This window comes from Clostridium folliculivorans (assembly GCF_024341905.1).
Taxonomy (GTDB): domain Bacteria; phylum Bacillota; class Clostridia; order Clostridiales; family Clostridiaceae; genus Clostridium_AR; species Clostridium_AR folliculivorans.
This window is the reverse complement of sequence record NZ_BQXY01000002.1, coordinates 784,465-806,705: the sequence shown is the minus strand read 5'-3', so window position 1 is coordinate 806,705 and position 22,241 is coordinate 784,465. Positions and strand designations below refer to the sequence as shown.

General features: G+C 30.4%; 19 protein-coding genes, 2 rRNA genes and 2 pseudogenes. 15 read left to right on the top strand and 8 right to left on the bottom strand.

What is annotated here, in order from left to right:
* The 5 genes from OCU55_RS10170 to OCU55_RS10150 form a co-directional block, all read left to right on the top strand.
* Positions 1-108, top strand: a 23S ribosomal RNA gene (locus tag OCU55_RS10170); the annotation flags it as partial.
* A gap of 57 nt (positions 109-165) precedes the next feature.
* Positions 166-283: ribosomal RNA gene (rrf, locus tag OCU55_RS10165) — 5S ribosomal RNA — on the top strand.
* Between the two features lie 182 nt (positions 284-465).
* On the top strand, positions 466-1,872 hold the full coding sequence (locus tag OCU55_RS10160) for an MFS transporter (RefSeq protein WP_261852193.1): 1,407 nt from the start codon (positions 466-468) through the stop codon (positions 1,870-1,872).
* A 382-nt stretch (positions 1,873-2,254) separates the two neighbouring features.
* A complete protein-coding gene (locus OCU55_RS10155) occupies positions 2,255-7,873 on the top strand; it encodes a DUF6531 domain-containing protein (RefSeq protein WP_261852192.1) in 5,619 nt (1,872 codons plus the stop codon).
* 36 nt (positions 7,874-7,909) lie between these two features.
* On the top strand, positions 7,910-8,677 hold the full coding sequence (locus tag OCU55_RS10150) for a hypothetical protein (protein WP_261852191.1): 768 nt from the start codon (positions 7,910-7,912) through the stop codon (positions 8,675-8,677).
* A 287-nt stretch (positions 8,678-8,964) separates the two neighbouring features.
* Here the strand turns inward: OCU55_RS10150 and OCU55_RS10145 are convergent, their stop codons facing one another.
* Positions 8,965-9,297, bottom strand: coding sequence for a hypothetical protein (locus tag OCU55_RS10145; RefSeq protein WP_261852190.1), 333 nt, complete (start codon positions 9,295-9,297; stop codon positions 8,965-8,967).
* Positions 9,287-9,523 carry a hypothetical protein gene (locus OCU55_RS10140; protein WP_261852189.1) on the bottom strand — a complete coding sequence of 79 codons (237 nt, stop codon included), beginning with the start codon at positions 9,521-9,523 and terminating at the stop codon, positions 9,287-9,289. The genes OCU55_RS10145 and OCU55_RS10140 overlap by 11 nt, the downstream gene beginning before the upstream one ends.
* 522 nt (positions 9,524-10,045) lie before the next feature.
* Here OCU55_RS10140 and OCU55_RS10135 point away from each other — a divergent pair.
* The 4 genes from OCU55_RS10135 (at position 10,046) to OCU55_RS10120 (ending at position 12,707) form a co-directional block, all read left to right on the top strand.
* Positions 10,046-10,246: a DUF5808 domain-containing protein gene (locus OCU55_RS10135; protein ID WP_261852188.1), complete on the top strand. Its 201-nt coding sequence runs from the start codon at positions 10,046-10,048 to the stop codon at positions 10,244-10,246.
* Between the two features lie 226 nt (positions 10,247-10,472).
* A complete protein-coding gene (locus OCU55_RS10130) occupies positions 10,473-10,961 on the top strand; it encodes an RNA polymerase sigma factor (protein ID WP_261852187.1) in 489 nt (162 codons plus the stop codon).
* On the top strand, positions 10,958-11,890 hold the full coding sequence (locus OCU55_RS10125; RefSeq protein WP_261852186.1) for a hypothetical protein: 933 nt from the start codon (positions 10,958-10,960) through the stop codon (positions 11,888-11,890). Before OCU55_RS10130 ends, OCU55_RS10125 begins: the two co-directional genes overlap by 4 nt.
* 358 nt (positions 11,891-12,248) lie before the next feature.
* Entirely contained in the window at positions 12,249-12,707 is a 459-nt protein-coding gene (locus OCU55_RS10120) for an NUDIX hydrolase (protein ID WP_261852185.1), read from the top strand.
* A 315-nt stretch (positions 12,708-13,022) separates the two neighbouring features.
* Here the strand turns inward: OCU55_RS10120 and OCU55_RS10115 are convergent, their stop codons facing one another.
* The 4 genes and pseudogenes from OCU55_RS10115 to OCU55_RS23980 all read right to left on the bottom strand — a co-directional run bounded on the left by OCU55_RS10115 (position 13,023) and on the right by OCU55_RS23980 (position 15,399).
* Positions 13,023-13,526, bottom strand: a complete 504-nt coding sequence (locus tag OCU55_RS10115; RefSeq protein ID WP_261852184.1) for a CPBP family glutamic-type intramembrane protease — start codon at positions 13,524-13,526, stop codon at positions 13,023-13,025.
* 105 nt (positions 13,527-13,631) lie between these two features.
* The gene (locus OCU55_RS10110) at positions 13,632-13,913 is read right to left on the bottom strand and encodes a hypothetical protein (RefSeq protein ID WP_261852183.1); all 282 of its coding nucleotides are present in this window, start codon (positions 13,911-13,913) and stop codon (positions 13,632-13,634) included.
* 614 nt (positions 13,914-14,527) lie between these two features.
* Positions 14,528-14,860 (bottom strand): hypothetical protein, encoded by a 333-nt coding sequence (locus OCU55_RS10105; protein ID WP_261852182.1) that lies wholly within the window; start codon positions 14,858-14,860, stop codon positions 14,528-14,530.
* A gap of 20 nt (positions 14,861-14,880) precedes the next feature.
* A pseudogene (locus tag OCU55_RS23980) lies at positions 14,881-15,399 on the bottom strand (HTH domain-containing protein).
* 307 nt (positions 15,400-15,706) lie between these two features.
* Between OCU55_RS23980 and OCU55_RS10090 the strand changes: the two are divergent.
* From OCU55_RS10090 to OCU55_RS10080, 4 genes and pseudogenes are all read left to right on the top strand, one after another.
* Positions 15,707-16,612, top strand: coding sequence for a conserved phage C-terminal domain-containing protein (locus OCU55_RS10090; protein WP_261852179.1), 906 nt, complete (start codon positions 15,707-15,709; stop codon positions 16,610-16,612).
* A gap of 11 nt (positions 16,613-16,623) precedes the next feature.
* Positions 16,624-17,772 (top strand): annotated as a pseudogene (gene dnaB / locus OCU55_RS10085) (replicative DNA helicase); the annotation flags it as partial.
* 22 nt (positions 17,773-17,794) lie between these two features.
* Entirely contained in the window at positions 17,795-17,989 is a 195-nt protein-coding gene (locus OCU55_RS23975) for a DnaB-like helicase C-terminal domain-containing protein (RefSeq protein WP_345795590.1), read from the top strand.
* Positions 17,990-18,124: 135 nt separating this feature from the next.
* The gene (locus tag OCU55_RS10080) at positions 18,125-18,550 is read left to right on the top strand and encodes a GNAT family N-acetyltransferase (RefSeq protein ID WP_261852177.1); all 426 of its coding nucleotides are present in this window, start codon (positions 18,125-18,127) and stop codon (positions 18,548-18,550) included.
* Between the two features lie 300 nt (positions 18,551-18,850).
* Here the strand turns inward: OCU55_RS10080 and OCU55_RS10075 are convergent, their stop codons facing one another.
* Both OCU55_RS10075 and OCU55_RS10070 read right to left on the bottom strand, forming a co-directional pair.
* On the bottom strand, positions 18,851-19,309 hold the full coding sequence (locus OCU55_RS10075) for a GNAT family N-acetyltransferase (protein ID WP_261852176.1): 459 nt from the start codon (positions 19,307-19,309) through the stop codon (positions 18,851-18,853).
* Positions 19,310-19,454: 145 nt separating this feature from the next.
* Positions 19,455-20,225 carry a class I SAM-dependent methyltransferase gene (locus OCU55_RS10070; protein ID WP_261852175.1) on the bottom strand — a complete coding sequence of 257 codons (771 nt, stop codon included), beginning with the start codon at positions 20,223-20,225 and terminating at the stop codon, positions 19,455-19,457.
* Positions 20,226-20,823: 598 nt separating this feature from the next.
* Between OCU55_RS10070 and OCU55_RS10065 the strand changes: the two genes are divergently transcribed.
* Positions 20,824-21,396, top strand: coding sequence for a GNAT family N-acetyltransferase (locus OCU55_RS10065; protein ID WP_261852174.1), 573 nt, complete (start codon positions 20,824-20,826; stop codon positions 21,394-21,396).
* A 114-nt stretch (positions 21,397-21,510) separates the two neighbouring features.
* Entirely contained in the window at positions 21,511-22,239 is a 729-nt protein-coding gene (locus OCU55_RS10060; RefSeq protein ID WP_261852173.1) for a CPBP family glutamic-type intramembrane protease, read from the top strand.
* The last annotated feature ends 2 nt before the right edge of the window (positions 22,240-22,241 follow it).

The following is a 22,241-nucleotide window of genomic DNA, read 5'->3' as shown; positions in this document are numbered from 1 at the left end:
AGCGTAAGCTAGTAAGACCCCTCGAAGAACACGAGGTTGATAGGTCGGAGGTGTAAGCATGGTAACATGTTCAGCTGACCGATACTAATAGGTCGAGGGCTTGACCAATAAATATTATTACAAAGTTAACTTAAGTGCAATTTTGAAAGAATAATCTTTCAAAGATCTAGTAATGATGCGTCTAAGGGTTACACCCGTACCCATACCGAACACGAAGGTTAAGACTTAGACGGCTGATGGTACTGCATGGGCGACTGTGTGGGAGAGTAGGTGGTTGCTAGGTAATTAGTATCTGATGATACGGAAAAGACTTCACGATAAGTGAAGTCTTTTTTTATTGTTCTTTATAAAAGTTAAACATTAAGTATAGCTTAATACTATATATTTTATATCCATAGTATTGGTATCAATTTAGTAAATTTTTAATATTATAGTACTGAACAATTGATGGAGGTATCCAAATTGATGGAAGGAAAGTGGAAGACTCTAGTAGTAATATTGGTTGGTTCCTTTATGACTACTTTGGATATTAATATAGTTAATGTAGCATTACCAAAGATGGCATCCTCACTATCTGTAGATTTAGGAACAATACAATGGGTAGTAACCAGCTATCTTTTAGTTATTTCGACTCTTGTACTTATGTTTGGAAGACTTGCTGATATGAAAGGCAAGAAAAATATATATCAAAATGGATTTCTTATATTTTCACTAGGATCACTGCTGTGTGTGTTTTCGAAGACGATGATTTTTCTAATTTTTGCTAGAATGATACAAGGCCTTGGAGCTGCTATGATGATGGCCTGTAACTTTGGCATTATTACAATGGTATTTCCACTGAAGGAAAGAGGAAGGGCAACAGGAATTTTAGGAACTGTAGTTGCCATAGGAACAATGACTGGACCTCCTTTAGGTGGATTTCTTGTTGGAACCTTTAACTGGCAGTCAATATTCTTAATCAACATCCCAATTGGTATAATTGCATATCTAGCTGGTGTAAGATATGTACCAAAAGAAGAATTTAAGAATAATGAACAAATCTTTGACTTTAAAGGTATGATAACTTTTGTAGTTACTGTAGCAGCACTATTCCTATCACTTTTAAATGGTGAATCATTTGGGTGGAGTAGTTTTCCAATAGTTTTAGGATTTATAGTATGTGTATTAAGTTTTGTAGCTTTTTGCTATATAGAAATAAATACAAAGGTTCCTATGCTAGATTTTACTCTTTTTAAAAATAATCTTTTTAGTGCAGGGATATTTTGTGCCTTTATTTCCTACTGTGTAATATATTTTACAAATATAATACAACCATTTTATTTGCAGCATATATTAAGTTTTTCTCCTCAAAAAGCAGGGATTATAATGATGGTTTACCCTGTGACTGCAGCTGTAATGGCACCACTAAGCGGAATCTTATGTGATAAAATAGGTTATAAAATTCCTACCTTTATAGGACTTGCGTTTACTTGTGTTGGAATATTTACAATGTCTTTTTTACGATTAGATTCGTCTTATTTTGCTATAATGGTAAGCATGACTATACTAGGTTGTGGTTATGGGCTATTTCAGTCTCCAAATAATGCAGGAGTCATGTCTTCAGTTCCTAAAGATAAACTTGGTATATCAGGAAGTATGAATTCCCTTATAAGAAATTTAGGAATGACCAGTGGAATTTCTATTTCAGTAGCTATATTCTATAGTCATATGAGCTCAAAGCTTGGAAGTCATGTATCAGCTCTTTCTTCTGGTAATCCTGAGCTTTTCATAGGTTCAATGAGTTTCACCTATAAGATTGGAGCAGTAATTGCAATAGCAGGTATTGTGGTTGCACTTTTGAGGCTTGTGAAGGCACCTGATATAAGTGAATAGAAAAGAAAACTTGTAGATAAAAGTAAATTATGAAAGACTTCAAAAACTTGGAGTCTTTTTTGCTTTCAACAAAAGAGTGAAAATTATATGCTAACTAAAGCTAAAGTTTTTAATTGATTAACTAACATGTTTTTATCTTAGTAGAGTTCAATGCGGACTGATGTATATTTGAAAGTGATTTAAGCAATAAATTTAGTATTATTATAAAAAATGTATATTCTTAAAATAAAAAAATCTTACTATTGAGGACTTGTGAGTTAATATGTCATATGAAAATAGTTGAAAAATGTAAAAAACATGTAATACAATAGTTTGTATAAAAGGTTACATTTACAAGCAACAAAATAAAAGGGGTAACTAATTTAATAAAAGGGGGAAAAATATGAAACAGAAAATTAGCAGAAACATAAGAAAAGTTGTTAAAAACACATTGGTATTACTTTTATTGTTCACATTCGTACTTAGCAATTGTGCTACTTCTATAGCATACGCTGATACTAATAGTGAGGATAGCGCAAACCAACAATATTCATCTTACAATACTAATGAAGCACCAAAAGATATTAATTTAAATGATTCAAAAGTTAGAGTAAGAAGTTTTATGCAGAGTAATGCTGCGGCAGCTGCAGATGTACTCCTAATACAATCAACTAGACCTTGGAATACTGACACAAATGAAGTAGTACTTAACAAACTTCAGATGGCATACACAAAGGTTGACATTGATACAGCTAAAAATCTAGATTTTAAGAATTATAAATTAATAATAGTTGCAAACGATCAAAATGATCAATTTTATAGAGGTCTATCTGATATAAGAACTAAATTAGAGCAATATGTAATTGCAGGTGGATCCTTGCTATATGGAGTATGTGATGGAGGATGGGCAATTGGGTATAGTGACTTGCTGATTCCTGGTGATGTAAAGTTATTGCCAACTGCCTATAGAAATAATAATTATATAGGTGATCCTACTCATCCAGTTGTAACTGGAGCTCTCACTAAGAGCCAACCGCTAAAAGATTCAGATTTGTATTCTAACTACGCAAGCCACAGAATTTTTGATAAAAATTCACTACCATATGACACAAAAATAATATTAAATGCTAGCAATAATAGTGAGCCGACATTAATAGAGTACCCAATAGGAGATGGTAAGGTTATTGCATCAACTCTAACTTGGGAGCACAACTATGTCTATCACACTGGTAATGATGGATATGGAACTTTTTCATTAAAGGCTTATGATGATTTAATTTCATACGTATATTTACAATCAATATTTAAAAATATCACAAGTGTAGAATCCTTAGGAACCAATGATATAGATTCCGGTACTTCTCAAGCAGTAGGGGATCCAGTAAATGTAGTTACAGGAAACTATATATATAAGTACGAGGATTTAAAGATTGAGGGTCTAAATGCATTAAACTTTACAAGAGTATACAACTCATTTGGTAATGATAAAGGTGTTTTAGGAAATAAGTGGGTAAGTAATTATTCTGTAAAATTGAAAAAGGTGAGTAGTAGAAGATATAGAATCACATTTGAAGATGGTCATACAGAAGATTTTATTTATGGCGATGATAAGAAGTGGTTTTCATCTAAGGATTATAAAGTTATTGATGTGAAAGATGAAAATAAGTTTTTCATAGAAAACAAATTTGGAGTTTCTTATTTATTCGATGAAAATGGAAACTTAATATCTAAAACAGATGATCATGGAAAAACTTTAAGTTTTAAGTATGAAAACGGTAAGCTAGTAACTGTAACTAATGGCGTAAACACATTAAGTTTTGCATACAAGGATGATAATTTAAGTGAAATAACAGATAATGCAGATAGAAAAGTGTTGTTTACTTATGAAAATAACAATTTGGTTAAGTCGACGGATGTTAATGGACAAGCTTATCAGTATAAATATGATGACAAAAATAGGATCGTTAGTATAACTAATCCTTTAGGAATTACAACAATAACCAATACTTATGATGATAATAATAGAATAATTAAGCAAGTATATGCAGATGGAAGTACTAATGAATATGTATATGATGATAATCAAACTCAATTTAAAGAGAAGAATGGTCAAATAGTTTTATACAAGAAGGATTCACAAGGAAGAATCAATGAAAGAGTGTACAAAAGAGGCAGTGAGTACACAACCTTTAATGATAAGAACCAAGTGATTTCTTTTAAGGACAAGAAAGGAAACACTTATAAATATGAGTATGACGACAAGGGAAATATCTCAAAAGAGATCGATCCTTTAGGGCAAGTCAATGAATTTGTTTATAATGAAAACAATAGGATCGACCAAATGAAAAGGCCTGATGGAAGTGTTTATAAGTATAGTTATGATGAAAAAGGAAATGTAATTTCTGCTGAAGATCCATTAAGTAGAGTTATAAAGATGGAGTATAACGATAAAGGACAGGTTATTAAAAATGTTCTGCCTAATGGAGCTACTTATTCCTATGAATATGATGATAATGGCAATAAGATAGCTGAAGTAGATGGTGATGGCAACAAGACAACCTACACTTATGACAATTTAAATAGAGTAAGTTCTGTAGTGGATGCCAAAGGCAATAAGACAGAATATGAGTATAACAATAGTGGAAAGGTTACAAAGATAAGCTATACTGACGGCTCTGTCAAAGAGTATTTGTACGATGGCAATGGTAATTTAATAAGTGAAGTAAATGAAAATGGTGACAAAACATCATATTCATATAATGCTATGGGGAAATTGCAAGAGCAAGTTGACCCTGAAGGAGCAGCCACTAAGTATAACTACGATCCAATGGGTAATATAAATAACATTATAAAAGCAGATGGTAGTTCAAAATCATTTGTATATAATGATCTAAATAAATTACAAGAGGCTATTGATGAGGAAAATAACAAATTAACTTATGAATATGATAGTAATGGAAATGTAGTTTCTGTTACTGATAAGAATTCTAATGTGACTAAATACTCTTATGATGCCCTTAATAGAGTCACTAGTGTGATAGATGCAAAGGGTAACGAAACTAAATATGAATACAGATATGATGGAAAAATCTCTAAGGTTACAGATGCTAAAAATGGAGAGGTTTCATATTCATACGATTCAGTTGGACAGCTTATATCCATTAAAAATCAAGTTGGTGCTGAGAAAAAGATTGAATATAATCTGAATGGGTTACCTGTAAAGATAACTGATTTCAATGGGACTGAGACAAAATATGAGTACAATAACATTGATAAAGTATCCAAGGTAATAAATGCAGATGGTTCAACAGAAGAATTACAATATGATGCTAATGGAAATCTATTAACAGATAAAAATGCAAAGGGCGATACTATAAAATATATCTATGACAGCAGAAATAGATTGATAGAAGTAGATAATGCTCTTGGATCAAAAAAGAAGTTTGAGTACTATAACGATGGAAAAGTAAAGACCTTGATTGATGAGAAGGGCAACCGTACTTCCTATAAATATGATGGTAACGGTAAGATAAGAGAAGTTATTGATGCAAACGGAAATTCTACAAAGTATCAATATGATAATGTAGGAAACTTGATTCAAACAAATCAAAATAAAGGACTTTCTTCTAAAGATACTGACAATCTCAAGGAAATAATTACTAAATATAAATATGATAAGAGAGGGCTATTAATTGAAGAACTAAATCCATTAAATCAAGTTACTTCTTATAGCTATGATAAAAACGGTAAATTAATATTAAAGACTAATAATGATGGTACAAATGTAAAATATGAATTTGATGCTTTGAATAATCTTACCTCAGAAATTTATTCAGATGGTAAGACTGTCAGCTACGAATATAATAACCTAGGCCAATTAGTTAAGATGAAGGATTGGAATGGGGAAACTAATTATACTTTAGATCCTTTAGGTAGAATAATTAAGACAATTGATCCAAAAGGTAAGGAAGTTTCATATGATTGGAACAATGCAGATAAGTTAAATTCATTAAAATACTCTGATGGAACAAGTGTAAACTACCAATATGACTTAATGAATAGACTTACAAAGGTTACTGATTCACAAAACAAAGAAACACAATATAAATATGACGCAGTAGGAAATGTAATCGAAGAGGCATTACCAAATGGAATAACTACAACTAATGTATATGATCCTTTAAATAGAGTTACTAAATCAAAATCATTAGATCCTAAGAGCAAGTTAGTTGAACAGTTTTCTTACACATATGATGAAGTAGGAAATAAACTGTCAGAAATAAAAGAAGGAAAGAATATATTAGGCTTCAATGGCTATAACGAAGGTGAAACTAAGTACAAGTACGATAATTTAAACCAATTGATTGAAGCAGATAATCCAGATAAAACTTCTGAAAAATATATTTATGATACATTAGGAAATAGAGTAAAGAAAGAAAACTATATTGTTGGAAAATATGTTAGTTCTATAGACTACAAATATGATGAAGCAAATAAGGTTACAGAACTAAGTGGTAGTGTAAAAGGAATATTGGAGAATCAATCAAATAATCCAATTCAATTTTCCTATGATGGAAGAGGTAACTTAGTTGATATTAAGGCTTCTAATTTGAGCTTACAATCAAACAAGTTTGATGTTAGTAATAAGTTGCAAAGTACAAAAAATGTTTTAGGTGTAACTACAAGCTATACTTACGATGGTGCCGGAAGAAAATTAGGAAGTAAGGAAGAAGCACCTAACTTATTAGGAAAATTGAAAAATATGCTTGGGGATGACTTTAAGGTAAATAGCAATAACCAAAGCTGCGTGACTAACGAAGAAAGTTATACCATAGACTACTCTTCACCAGTAAATAGGGTTTTAGAAACTTATAATACTAATAATTCAAGCAAATTTACCTATGGTATTGATCTAATAAGTGAAAGCAATAAGAATAACTATAACTTGGATATTACAAATAGCTTTTTCCTACAAGATTCCATGGGCAGTACAACTAGAGTTCTAGATGATAAAGGAAAAACTAAGGCCGCATATGATTATGATGCATTTGGTAACATCCAGCTTAATTCAAATTCATTAATCAATCTATTTACAGGAAAAGACTTCTATGGATATGCAGGATATGAAAATGATGCTAATGGACTTTTGTTTGCTCAAGCAAGATATTACATGCCAATCATAGGAAGATTTATTAGTGAGGATACGTACAAAGGCACTATCTCCAAAACAGCTACTTTAAATCGATATATTTATGGACTGAATAATCCTTTAAAGTACATTGATCCAACTGGACATATTCCAGAGTCTACAAATCCTCTTGATAATTTATATGATAATCCATGTCTAAGCGGAGTAGGTGGTTTAGGTGGATATAATGGTATAGATCCTTCTAATTTTGAGATGGGAAGAGAGGTTCACAGAATAGTTGAAAGCTACTTCTTAACACAGAGTCCTATGAATAGATCTGTAGAAGTAACTATTCCAAGTGGTGTATATATCAATGCCAGTGGTACAGGAAGAGCAGATATGGTTCAGTATAATGGTTATAGCACTGAAGTATTTGAGCTAAAGCATATCTCATCTTTCACAAGTCCAGAATATAATCTAATGGCCAATAATCAAATAAATGCATATATAAATGGTCTTATGGATAACGGTACTGTTAATCCAATGAGGGGGACTAGCTGGAATCCAAGTGGCGTTACTTTGCCGTATACACTAGACCCTAGTAAGGAAATAGTACTCTTTACTAACTATTTTACGGAACCAGGCTTAGTATATTATTATTTAAGAAATAAAACTCCTGAGCCAGTACCAAGCACCCAAACAGAAGAAGAGCCTGCAACAGAAGATAACAAGGATTATGGAGCACTTGCAAGAACAGGACTTGTTATTGCTGGTGGAGCATTAATTGTTGGTACATTAGTAGAAGATGTGCTAACTGGAGGTGCCGGTGCAGCAGATGACGTACCTTCCCTAGGCTTTGGATGGGGCTTGATAACAAAAGCTTTTGCATGGTAATATTAAGTAAAAAAACAGTAATGAGGTAAATTTGATATGTTATTAAAAAATATTAAGAATATAATGTCTCCATTTTTAAAACAGTATGGGTACTGCTATAAGGCAAGCAATTTACAAGGCGTATACCAATATGAAAAAGAAGAAGAGGGTGTGACTAAATATATAGTTGTAGATAAGGTCAGAATAGGAAATACCATAAGGCTTCTTTTTAGAACATCTTTAATGGCTCCAATGAGAGATTATCAGCTTTACCTTATAGATGAAAAATTTAATAATAAATATTTCTGGAACTATAATAGCGAAAGTGAACTTCAAGATATTCTTAAAGAATTTTGTGAACACATAAAAAAATATGGTTTAGAAACCCTAGAAATTTTATCAAAGAAATATTTAAAGCCAGATAAATCAATGTTTGATGCTTTATCAGAAGAAACAAAATCTAAATCAGAAAGCTTTGCAAGAAGATTTGATTTAGTTTTTGAAAATCCAAAAGAACAATTAGGCAAACTTATTAAAATAATAGAAGCTGAAAAAGCTAAGTCCTCTGAACCTAGCAGTAATTTTATAATTGATGCAGCAGCTTATTATGGTGAGTTAATCATTAATAATCTAGGTGGAAGTTGGCAGCTTGATAACTATAAGGGTGAAGACTATATAGTTTCACGAGTTGGAGGAAAGAATATTGATGTATCACCAATTGATGATATAAATGCTTATTGGTTCAAAGGAACACTGTATTGTCATGAATTGAAGGTGGTTTATGAATCTATAGAGAGTACAGTTAGAAATCCTGAAATGCAGTAGGATTAACTGATAAGTAGATAAAGTTTAATTGTAGATTGGCATTGCTGTAAAAAGGTATTAATATCAGTCAGTAGCATCTTATTTCTATTAGAAATGGTGTTACTGACTGTTTTTTTATTCTTTAGAAAATTATATGTTCAAGACTATTGTTGAAATTAAGTAGCTATTTAGGAGATGGGATGAGAAACCACTTAATTCCAACCTAATGCTTTAACTTTATAGAATAAGCTGGTTGAATAATATATCAGCTATGATGAAAGTAAAATACCATTAGCTAAAATGGTATTTTATTTTTTGTCATACTCACTGCCTAAATCCATGAGACCTTTAACAAAAATACGATTATGTTCCTTATCATCCTTAAATTCACTTACCCAAAATGGCCAGATATAGTCAGTTAAAGTCCTCTTTTTATATATAGCAATACCTATTGCTTTTCCAACATTTTTCTCATCAAAAGAAGAGATTGAATCATTGCGGACATAAACATTTTCCTTATAAGTTATTGTATTATCATTCATTTTATATTGTGGCAAACAGAACCTAGTATAGATGAAACTTGCTGGAATATATAAGATTATTAGAATAATGATAATTAAAAAGATCTTTTTAAATTTCATTGTAATCCTCCAGATATCTAAAATTTAAGTAAAAATACTCCATTTTCAAAATTGATCTTTTAAATTTATTCTTACGAAAATCAATAGTGATATCACTTGTTTTGTTCCTTACTGGATTATAACCGAGGCTTATGGCATATTCAGCCAATTGTAAAAACACTCCACTATATTTTAAATCTATAGTAGATAACAATTCGTTTAAAATAGATCTATGCTTTTCGTTCATATTGTTTAAACTACCTCCGTTTAATTGTATTTTAAATGATTATGAATTAAATTAAGTACAGTTACATCAAGTGTTATATATTTATTCAATTAATTTACTAGTTATTTACAATTATACCGTTATTTTAATGATTTTTAAATACAACATAACAATTTGTTTAAGGAGTTCCTATATAGAAACTTAATTTATAATTATACGAGAGTACCGGATTCTGGGGATTTCTGGGCATGTTTAAATTATTGGTTGAGTTAGGAACTATATATCAATGAGCTTTAGCACAAAAACGTTACATCTTTAAAGGTAAAAAGAAAATAATTTATAATTATACGGTTAAATGACTTAAAATTTTAAATATACAACTATATAACTATATAAAAATTTAACTATATAACTATATAACAATTTATAGGAAATATGCGGGTTTAAGCATGATAATATAAAAAATGCATTCTTATTTAGCTGGAATATTCTTGTTTAATTCAGTACAATATTTATAAACAGGCGATAAAGGGGGATTTTATTATGAGAAGAAAATGGACAAAGGAAGAGATTAAAGATTATAGAGAGCTACATGGTTCTTTATTTTATTTCAATACAGAAGATTCAAATTTTTTTATACCCAAAGCATATGGATATGGTTGGACGATGAACTGGGCTAACCCAATCTCATGGCTTATAGTTGCATTGATAATTATAATGATTGTAGTGCGTAAAGTTTTGTAGAAAAATAAAAATAAAGAAATAGTTATAATACTTTAGTAATCAATTTGATAGATCAAAGTTTTATGAAGAGGGGGACCTAGGAAGGTTCCCCTTAAAGCGTTAACAATAAAAATGTAACTTCTACTCATCAAACTACTTTTTAATTTCTAAGAAGATGAAAAAATATTTTTAAGCATGTGACCATATTGTATTTTCATTCGTGTTATAGGCGAAAGGAGTGAGGATTGTGCAGAATCCATCTAAACAGTTAACTGATAATTTCTCACAAAAGTATAAAATTTATAGCGATATGCTATTTAAAATTTGCATGATTTATCTTGGAAATAAAGAGGATGCAGAAGAAGCTGTTCAGGAGTCCTTCTTAAAGTTAATATACAAAAGTCCACAGTTTAATAGTAACGAACATGAAAAAGCATGGCTGATTAGAGTGACTATCAATGTATGCAAAGATATTTTGAGAAGTATATGGCGTAAACGAGTTATAAATACTGAGGATATTGAAAGATATTATGATAGTTCAAAAGAATTAGAAATAATGGAGGAAATTATAAGATTGCCTTCTAAATATAAAGACGTTATTTATCTCTATTACTTTGAAGATTACTCAATTAAAGATATATCGAAGATACTTAAGGTTACTGAATCGGCAGTTAAAATGCGATTAAAACGGGGACGTGACACCTTAAAAATAAAGTTGGAAGGAGAAGAGTTATGAATAGACATGACATTAAAAGTGCTATTGGAAAGCTAGTGTCAGACAACGAAATTGAACAAAAAGTTTTAGATAAAATATCAAAGAAACAAAATAATAAATTCTCAATTAAAAGAATGGCTGTAATAGCGGCAAGTGTTATAATGGTTGTCTCAATTGGGATAGTTGCTAAAAATCTTGTAGCTATAAAAGTTACCAAAAACCCTAATACTATAAGCTCTGGAGATGGCATATCTATACCGAAAATGAAATTAGAAAAAAATGCAGGAAAAAACGCTAAAATGGTAGCTCTCATTGTTTATCAGGGAAAAATATATACTCATTCAAGCACCAAGATAACTCCTGAAAATGCTGAAAAATTAATTGATAAAAAAATTGGAACAACTAAGGAAAGCTTAGATGAGTGGAGTAATCAGAAGGATTATGCAGTAGAGCTTGCATCAACCATTGGAATCGCAGATGTTTACACTGTTAAAAATTACGATAAAAACTTTAGAATAATGACATATGGTAAACAAGAAGGAACCATATATGCAGAGTTTTATGAATGCTTTAATGGGATTACTGTAAAAAACGGAGAAGATGTATTTGGTAAGTTAAAAATAGAGAATAATATCAGCTCTGCCAGAATGCAAAGGTTCGAAAGCTGGAATAACAACAAGCAGGAATATAAGGAACTAAAGAATCTAGACACGTTAAATAGCTTTGTGAAGGAATTGAAAAATTCTACTCCATATGAGCAAGAAAGTTTAACAGATCTTTTTACTAAAGGAGGAGAAGAAAATCAGAAGTTTATATATTTAACTTTAAAGGATGGTAGTGAGGTTGAACTGAGACTTTTCAAAGATGGGTATGTATTTTATAATAGTTCTTATATTTTCTTCAAAATGGAGGATAAAGTCTTTCAAAAACTTTGGAATGAATTAGAGTAGGATGATAGATAACTTTTTATTGTTATAAAGATGAGGTTTTTAGGGAGCTCCTTTTGGGGCTTCTTTTTTAAGTCTATATTATACTAATTAATGGTTTTAATAATATATAAAAATATTTCAAGGAAGAAGGAGGGATACAAATTTACAAAGGTTCTTAAAGTATAGAATTGATGATGAAGCTCATACCTATCATATTGATACAAAACTAAAAAAAAATTAGATCAAGAGAAGCAATCTATGCACAAGCCATGTAAAATATTTGTAAAATTACAATTATATAATGTATAATTACATAAATAAAGAATTGCATTTTACGGCGAAATAGTTGGGATTCAATTTTAGAGAGGAAAATGTAAATATGGATAGACACTTTACTGTTTCGGTATTTATTGTTCATAAAGATAAAGTATTATTGCACTTACACAAAAAGGCTAAAAAGATACTTCCTTTGGGCGGGCATATAGAAGTTAATGAATTACCCGAAGAAGCATGTATCCGTGAAGCACAGGAAGAATCAGGCTTGGAAATAAGTCTATACAATCCAGTAAATGAAGAACTAAAGAAATCATGTGAATTAGCAGGAGAAAAATTATTAATAAATCCTATGTACACAATTTTTGGTGAAATAACTCAAGAGCACTGTCATATAGACTTTGTTTATTATGCAACCTCTAAATCTTATGAAACAAGCCCAGCCGATGGAGAATCTAATTTGCTCAACTGGTACACTAAAGAAGAGCTGAAAAGTGCTGATAATATTCAAAAAAATATTTTAACAATGGCTAATGAAGCGTTAGAATTAGTAGGTGAAAGATAATACTCCTTGAATGATATAGATAAACTGCTTCATAATTAAATCTATCAAAATAAAGATTCGTAGAACCATCGAAATCTTTATTTTGAGTTTAACGACTGAAGCAGTTTATCTGTTCAGCGGAATAGATACTCCAGTTCTAGTCTACAAAACTTAGTTACTGATTCTACTAACTATTAATGAAAATTAAATTGCTTAGTTAGATTTTATTTGGAACTGATCTATCTATAATTAAGGGAACTTATTAAAAAGTTCCCTTAACTTAAATTTAAAGAATGTTGTACATTTTAAAAATTTAATCTTAAACTTTGAATTATCTTAAAATAAATTTAATGTAAATAATATAGTTGATATTGTATTTCTTATGCAGTGGATCCAGAAAACCACCCAAAATGCGGAATAGCTCTTTTCTTTATAAGTTAAATATGAATATGCCAGTATCAAACCTATTATGAAGGTATAAAAAACATATAAAAAGCTATAAGTATGTCCAATTGCAAACAGAAATGCTGAAATAATAGCGATAATGATCTTTTTTTCTTTAAAAATCTCAATGCAATTTAAGATTTCAATAACTGCACACTGAGAGATGAGTGTTTCGAATAAAGGAGCTATGATTGAAGCAAATATAATTTGTGTCACCAAAGATGACGCTTTTAAGCTAGATGATCCCCCCATCGGTCCTATATACTTTTCATAAAGATTATATAATGGAATAAATGGCAATTGAACTAAATATGTAGCTAATACCATAGCAACAGTAAACTTAAAGGTAGATAGCCGCTTTAAATAATTATTAATTCTTTTACAGATTGTCCTCATTATTAGTACCCCCAAAAATCTTTATCATTTAGTTCATATATTAAGATACAACTCTGCAAGTAGACTTATAGAATTGTACCTGAACATCCATAGTAAAAATCATATTTAAACAAAAATAAAAGAATCTACGCATAAAATGGTCAGTATAAATATCAAAAAGTTTATCCATGACATATTTATACGATTGAATAATTTTATAGGATTTTGTTTTTCATAAGCTATTAATGTATATACTATCGCCCAGAAGCCCATAACAAATAAAGCTTCATAAATCACACCATATTGGAATGGGGATAGAACATGCTGTACTGCACATAGTATAAAGCCTAAAGTAATACTAATAATTATATTTTGTAATATTTTAAGCACAAAATCTACTGTATCCATAAGTAGTCCTCCTAAATATTATTTGCAAATTAACAGTGTTTTTACCTGACAGTAAGTAATTGTCTATTAAATTATATACTATATAACTACATATATTCAAATATATTACATAAGCCAATATAATTTGTTTTTGATTAAATCTAGAGCTTTTTACTTAATGTTAAAATCAATGAAAGTATAAGATAATTTAAATAGAAAACTTTAATCATAGAGAATTGAAGTTTGATTGAACGAAGAATTTATAAATAGGGTAGATGAGGACTCCATATAATGTGATTTCAATAGTGATCTTAAGTATAATTACTGAAATGCTGGTATCTCAAGCATTGTAACCAGTGTGTATATATTTTTATACTATTAGCTTCTGTATTAAATAAATGTTGGTAGTTTATGGCTTGTCCTCTTATATTTCAGTAACAACATTTATTTAATACATAATATAAGGCTTTTTAAATAGTAATATCTAGTGCATACCTTCGATCTAATTTTATGCAAACCTTGAAGTAGATTAAGGATCTAGATAAGCTTTTTATCTTACTTTGAAACTAATCACAATTAGCTTCTTAATTTAATGATAATATTTAAGTAGTTTTTAAGCGCTATTTATACACACTTTATTGAATCTTGAAGTAATCATTAAGTACAGTCATTTTACTAGAATACTGTTCCTCAGATAAATATCCAATCTCTTTCAATTCTTTTAAAGCACTTGAATAATTTTCATATTGCTCATAATTTTTATTTTTTAGGTCATTCTTTTGATAAAGCTCTAGTATTTCTTGTAGCTCAGAATCACTAAGTACGTCCATATCACGTAACTTAACTAAATCATCACTTTCTTTATAAGGTTCATATTGTTTATCAATCAAGGGACTAATTGCTAATCTAACAGCTCCCCAAATTATAAAAAAGAGCATAACAGCCCAAGTAATCATATTAATATCCATCTAAAGACCTCCTGGCAAATTTATTTCATGTTGTTAGTAAAATCATAATTAGGTTCCTTTTTTAAAAGAAAGTGTAGGAATATAGCGGCTACAGCTAACTTATACTTTTTCTCAAAAGAGATTGAAGAAGTATCCTTCATAAAGTTTTCAACATCACTTAAGCTAATACTTGAATATAAAGCAATACTCTCATAGCTCATATCATAATCCATAGTTAATAAATCTATAATTGCTTTAACTCTACTATCTTCACTTATGGTATCTATGCCATCGTATAACATAGAGATAACATGTGAAAATCATAGGGGGTTAGGGGTATGCAGACTATTATCAGTATCTTTATAATTCTCACTTAAATGCATTTTATTGAAAAAGTGAATATTTAAGTGAACTTTTCTATCCATAAAATCTTTTAGCCAGGTATAATCCACTCCTAGCATTTTGCTTAAAGTGTTAAGCTCAATTTTATAGTTCTTAGCTAAACCTTGTATGTTCTCTCTTAATATATCATCTGCATAATGTAAATTGCTAAATACCATCGAATCACCTCAAATTAGTCGTAGTTTATAAGTTAAAAAGTCTAGTTCAATAAAATTTATTATACCATTTTTTGTATAATGTGTTAACTAAACATCAATTGATTTGTGCTGTTAATGTTACAAAAACAACATATTCTTAAAAGTTTTTTACATTTTGCAAGATATCAACATAGATGTAAAATAATTGGATATAATGAAGGAAGTTTAACAAATAAAACGTTTTATTTAAAATTAGATGATATTTCAGCAATATTTTTTAAGATAGTCTAAGCTTAATAATTATTAATAAAATTTTTGGAGGATAAAGATGAAGTATGTAGTTATGGGTTTTGATCAAGCTAATCTAATTGATTTTGGGCTTGATATGAAAGATGCAGTTATACTAAGATATTTTATTGATTTTAAAGGTACGAATAGAATGAGGAAGGAAATCATAGATGACGAAATCTACTATTGGGTTAAGTATGAAGGAATCTGTGAAGAGTATCCTATCTTAAATCTTAATAATGAAGATAGTATTTATAGAAGATTAAGAAAGCTTGTGAAAGCTAATATATTGAAGCATAAGACAATAAAAAATTGTGGGACTTATTCATATTATACCTTGGGAGAAAATTATATTAATCTTATATCAGGCTATGAAAAAGAAGCTGATAATGCAGTGAAAAATAACGAAAACAATTCTAATATTGAAGCAAACAGCCTAGATAATTCTAATAACCTATCGGATGAAAACCAGTCTATTGTCGGATACAAATCCTTAGAGGGTACGGATAATTATCCTGAGGCTACAGGATGTAAATCCGTACCAAATAATCCTTCTACTATAAATCCTTCTATTAAAAATAATCAAGATACAAAGAAAAATGAGGAAAATATGAGAAAAGAGAATCTTACGAAGGAGATTATAGATTACCTTAACTCAAAGGCAAATACTAGCTTTCGGCATACTACTGCTTTGACTATTAAAAATATTAAGGCGAGGATTAAAGAAGGTTTTGAATTAAAAGATTTTTATAAAGTTATAGACAATAAGGTTTTGCATTGGAAAGATACCGATATGGAAAGATTTTTAAGACCTGAAACTTTGTTTGGAAATAAGTTTGAAGGGTACCTAAATGAAAATATACGCACTAATAAAGAAAAGCTTATTAATTCGAGGGTTGAGCAGATAAGCACAGGCAACGCTGGAATGTATAGATTGCTTGATTAGGAGGAGTAAAGATGGATATTTTAAAAGCTATGCCAAGCTCTAAAGAAGCTGAACAAGCAGTGCTTGGCTGTATATTAGAAAGTGGTAATATGGACGAGTTGATAGGACTGTTAGATAAAAATGATTTCTATATCCCATGTCACAAAGCCATATTTTCTTGTCTAACTTCAATGTACAAAAGGGATAAGAGTATAGATATCATAACTGCTATAGAAAACCTGAAAGCAATGGATATGCTAGCTTCAGCTGGAGGAGCAAGCTACTTGGTTGAACTTAAAGGTGGGATATTAAACACTAGAAATTTAATTCATTATGCTGAAATAGTAAAAGATAAATCTTCAAAGAGAAAGTTTATATTATCTGCTCAGGAAATGTTAAAAGAGGCTTATGAGGATAAGGTAGACGTTAAAGACATTATTAATAAAGCAGAGGAGTCTATGTTTAATATAGCTAGTAATAAATCTAAAGACTTTGTATCTATAGGAGAATGTATTGAAGTTGCTTTGAAAAATATTGAGAAAAACTACCTGAAAGGTGGTGGAATTGTGGGGATTTCAACAGGTTTTAAGAATCTAGATAGATGCACCGACGGGCTTAAAAGATCGGATTTTATTGTAATAGCAGCAAGACCATCTATGGGCAAAACTGCTTTTGCAATAAACCTAGCTAACAATATTGGGAATGATGCAAAGGTAGCCATATTCAGCTTAGAGATGAGTGAACAACAATTGTCTTATAGGCTTCAGGCATCAGAAGCTCTACTTGAGTTTTCTAAAGTAAATAAGGGAGCAATGAATGACGACGAATGGGTAGAACTAACAAAGGCCTCGGCTAGACTTGCTGGGAAGAATATAAAAATAAACGATTCTGGAGAATTAGACGTAAGCGAAATAAAGGCAAAATGTAAAAGGCTGAAGCTAAAGCAGGGGTTAGATGTAGTAATAATCGATTATCTTCAATGCATTAAGCTAAGTGAAAAAGTATATCTTAGAGAGCAGGAGGTTAGTAAGATTTCTGCAGCCCTTAAAAATATGGCAAAGGAACTGGATATAACAGTAATTGCCTTATCCCAGCTTTCTAGAGCACCAGAAAAAAGGGCAGATCATAGACCACAATTAGGGGATTTAAGAGATTCGGGATCAATAGAACAGGATGCAGATATAATCATGCTTTTATACAGAGATGAATACTATTACCCAGATACAGAAGACAGACAAAAACATAACGGAAGTAATTATAGGCAAAAACAGAAATGGACAAGTAGGTACCACAAAACTAGTATGGTTAGGACAATATCAGAAGTTCGCGGAATTGAATGTGGGAGAGAAGAATATAAGGAGTAGAGGAAATAATAATAGTGGTAAATGGGTAAATTGAGGTTTGAGATTGGGTATATGGATGTACCACTTGTAATTAAAATTAAGTATTTAATGGTAGTTTTGGTTTATATTTATCAGTATATAATAATAGGATAGGATGTATGAAATCTATAAATAATGGGGGAGAAAAATTATGGCAGATTACGTTATCGAAGAAAGTACAAGGGAACAGTGTGGATTAGTTGATGATGGCATAGTTGAATACAATAATTCCAAAGTTGTTTTTACTCAAGAACCATCGTTTATTCCAATTAATAGAGTAATAAAAGCATCAAATGGAGAGGTAATGGCAGGAATAAATAGTGTGTTATATTGCTGGAATTGTCTTTATGTAGATGTTTTATGGGTTAAAGCAGAGTATAGAAAAGAAGGGTATGGTTCTGTACTTTTGAAGGAAGTTGAAAACATAGCAAAAGAAAAGGGGTGTAAATTGAGCCACTTAGATACCTTTGATTTTCAAGCAAAAGATTTTTACCTAAAGCATGGATATGAAGTTTTTGGTGTACTAGATGATTGCCCAGTTGAACATAAACGTTATTATCTGAAAAAGAATTTATAATATAACATTTCTTAATATTAAGCATAGATGAACCACTTCATACTCAAACTTGTATTAAAAAAAATTCCTCTAAAACCTAGAGGCGTTTTTTAAAATAGATTTTAGAGTGAAGTGGTTCATCTTTATTAACTGGTAGTCTAATTAGATTAGATGGTTCACTTTAGTGATTAATTTGTGAACTATTTTTAGTATATAATATGGTGGAGCAAAGTTTGATTATTAATTTCTAAACGACATAGGGTTAGTTCTTTAAGAAAAATATGAAGTAAAACAACATCCGATTATACTTTTTTACAGGAGTTAGAGGAACTTATTCATTGATGTATAATTTGATACCCGAAATCCAAGATTTTTATATAATGGTTTTCCTTTTTCAGTGGCCATTAAATCAACTGCGGCAACTCCTAATAGCTTTGCTTCTGATAAAAGTTCAGTCATAACTTTCGTCGCAATTCCTTTTCCTCTATGTTGAGGGTATGTAAAAACATTGTATACCGTACCGACAAGATATGATGAAAACGCTATTAAGGGAGGTCTTTCCACGATTGACATAAATGCAGTTGCTAATACTTCATTTTCATTTTCGGCAATGATAGCAATAAATCCCTTGTTAAGATGCTTAGTAAAATATTCTTCTAACTTCGTTCTAATATCTTGCACCTCTTCCGAAGAAGATACACCTTTTTCTGCAAACAGGTATTCCATACGAATCTTTATGAGTAGGTCTATATCCTCTTTAACAGTTTTTCTTACTTTCATGTTTTACACCACCTTATATTTGTAGTCCTCAATTCGCACTTTTTTACAATTGCAAACTATTATGTGTTATGACATATGTTGCTTTATTAGCATTTATGTTGAAGCAAATTAGCCTTAAAGAATATCATTATCATCTTTAAGTTTCTTATTTTCTTCCTATAAATAAGCCATGCTCGCTTGTTCCAAGTATAGTTCTGTTTTCACATATACTTAAATGCATTCTCACATATCTGGCAAAAGTATCTTCTGGCATTTTATTAAGAGTATCTCGCATGCAAAACAATGGCCCATCAGAAGCAACATTATATAATTGCTTAAGTTTAAAATTTCTCATTTCATTTTCAACCATTTCTGGTGATGAAGCATAAAAAAGATTAGAGTTTTCTAAATGCCCGTTATGCATATAATACTCAAACATATCAAAGTTTAACAACATTTCTTCGGCATGTCCGTAAAAATTAGCATACCTATTGATATATGCTAATGCATAAATTCCACCCTTCTTCAGCACTCTCAAACTTTCGGATATACTTTCCTTACGTTTCATATCATCACATATATGATAATAAGACCCAAAATTCAGTACAACATCGAAGCTTTCATCTTTAAAACGTGATAAGTCTAAAATATTGCCTTCATAAATATCATTAAGCAATGGCGTGTCCTTCTGTTGTTCACGGATCATATTAACATTAACATCAACTAAATCTCCTGCCACAATACTGTGTCCTTCTTTAGCAAGTGCAAATGCATATTTGCCAGACCCAGCACATGCATCCAAAACGCTGCTATTTTTGGGGATAACTTTATTCAAATAAGTCATTGTAGTAATGTATTCCACTCTACCAGAATTTGATTTTAAACGTTCACTTTCATTATTAAACTCATGATAAAACCTTAGGATTTCATTTTCCATTTTTATTCCCCCAATTATTTAATCTCCTTTTTAATAAGCTTCACAAGACCATTGTATCTTTTAATTAATAACATATAGTGTATGTTACCTTGATAATCTACTGTGCAAAGTAAAAATCAAAAGAAGCATTATCAGCATTCATACCATTAAACAGTATTTTACAACTATGTCGTTATTTGATTATATATTATATAATTATGGATATTCAAATATTTAATGTGATTTGCACATAAATTGCTTGTCTTATTCTAAAATCCTTCAGTTTAGTGTCGGTATAAGATTGTACTATTAGATTTGTGCGCTTTATTGCACCTAATATTTTATGGCTCCAATAGGATGATGTAGCCAAGATTATTTTAAACTTCTTCGGCATATTTTCTTATGAAATATCCATTTGCTCAGCTATGTTTCCAATTACAATGTTTTGTAATATTATGGTACAATTATTATGTGTTTAACAAATAATGTTGGAAAATAACTTATTTAATTTTAATGATAAATCACGGATTTTACTCAGGTAGGTTATTTTTCTGAAGAAGAACTCAAAACTAAAGAGTAAAACAAACTTTTTTGAAATATTAAAGGAGATACAACATAGATGATCACTTATAGAGAAATTGATGAATCTTATTTTGAAGAATATGATAAAATCCCCATGCTTGTTCACGTAGAAAGTATATTGAGATTAGAAAAGGTTGATAACGGATTAGGCGGAATTTTGCTAAAAGAAGTTCCAGTTAAAGAACATATCAAAGATTTAGGAAAATATGAAAAGGCTACAGAATATACTAAGGATTTTGATATCACAAACTGGGCATTTTTCATGGCTTTTGATTATGAATTACCTATAGGTGCAGCTACCATTGCTTCAAAAACAGAGAATGTTAATATGCTTGATGGCAGAGCTGATATGACTGTGTTATGGGATATAAGAGTTGATGATAGATATAAAAAGCAGGGGATAGGAACAGAGCTATTTACAAAAGCTGTTAGCTGGTCTAAATCAAAGGGTTTCAAACAAATGAAGATAGAATGCCAAAATAACAATGTACCAGCTTGTAGATTTTATCATAAACATGGAGCGGTATTAGGAAAGTTAGACGAATATGCCTACTATAAAGCTATGGATATTAGAGATGAAGTTCAGCTTATATGGTATTTGGATTTGTAGGATGGAAGAAGATATATGTTTCGAATGTACATAACTATTTGAAATTAATAAAGTAGTTCTTAAAACCAAAAAATAGATATGGTTAACATTGGTTAACTGTGAGGGGCTGATTTTATGCAGAAAAAGTATCCATTTATATTACCGTTATTCAGAAGCATCTTATTTATTATAGTTGGAGTGTTATTTGCAATAGTAACCAATAAATCATTAGAACAAGCAAGTAAGTGGTGGTCAGTAATATGTACAGTTTGCAATATTATTACTATTGTTGTATTAGTTGCAATTTGCAAAAGTGAAGGATATTCATATAGAAAATTAATTGGGTATCAAAAGGGTCAAAACGATCTAAAGTATACATTGTTGATTGTAATGATAATGCTTATATTAGGAATGGGTGGAATGTATGGATTCGGATTTATGATTTATGGTTATGTTCCAGTAACAATGGTACAACCTGTTCCTGTTTGGATTGCTATAATAAACGTTATACTTTTGCCGTTAACAGTAGTGTTTGCTGAACTACCTTTATATTTTGGGTATGCATTAAATGGGATTGAAAAAGTTACAGGTAATAAAATATTAGCAATTGTGTATCCAATGTTTTTCTATGCACTTCAGCATAGTTTTATACCTTTACTATTTGATTGGAAACATATCATGTTTAGATTTTTGTCATTTTTGCCTTTAATGTCCGTATTGGGAATCATTTATTATAAAAAGAGAAAACTCCAACCGTTGATGATAGGTCACGCAGTTTTAGATTTAGCAACAGGTATTCAGATTTTAATGACTTCTATATCTCCTGCATTATTTGAAATGATGAAGGTGATGAGTATTCATTGATT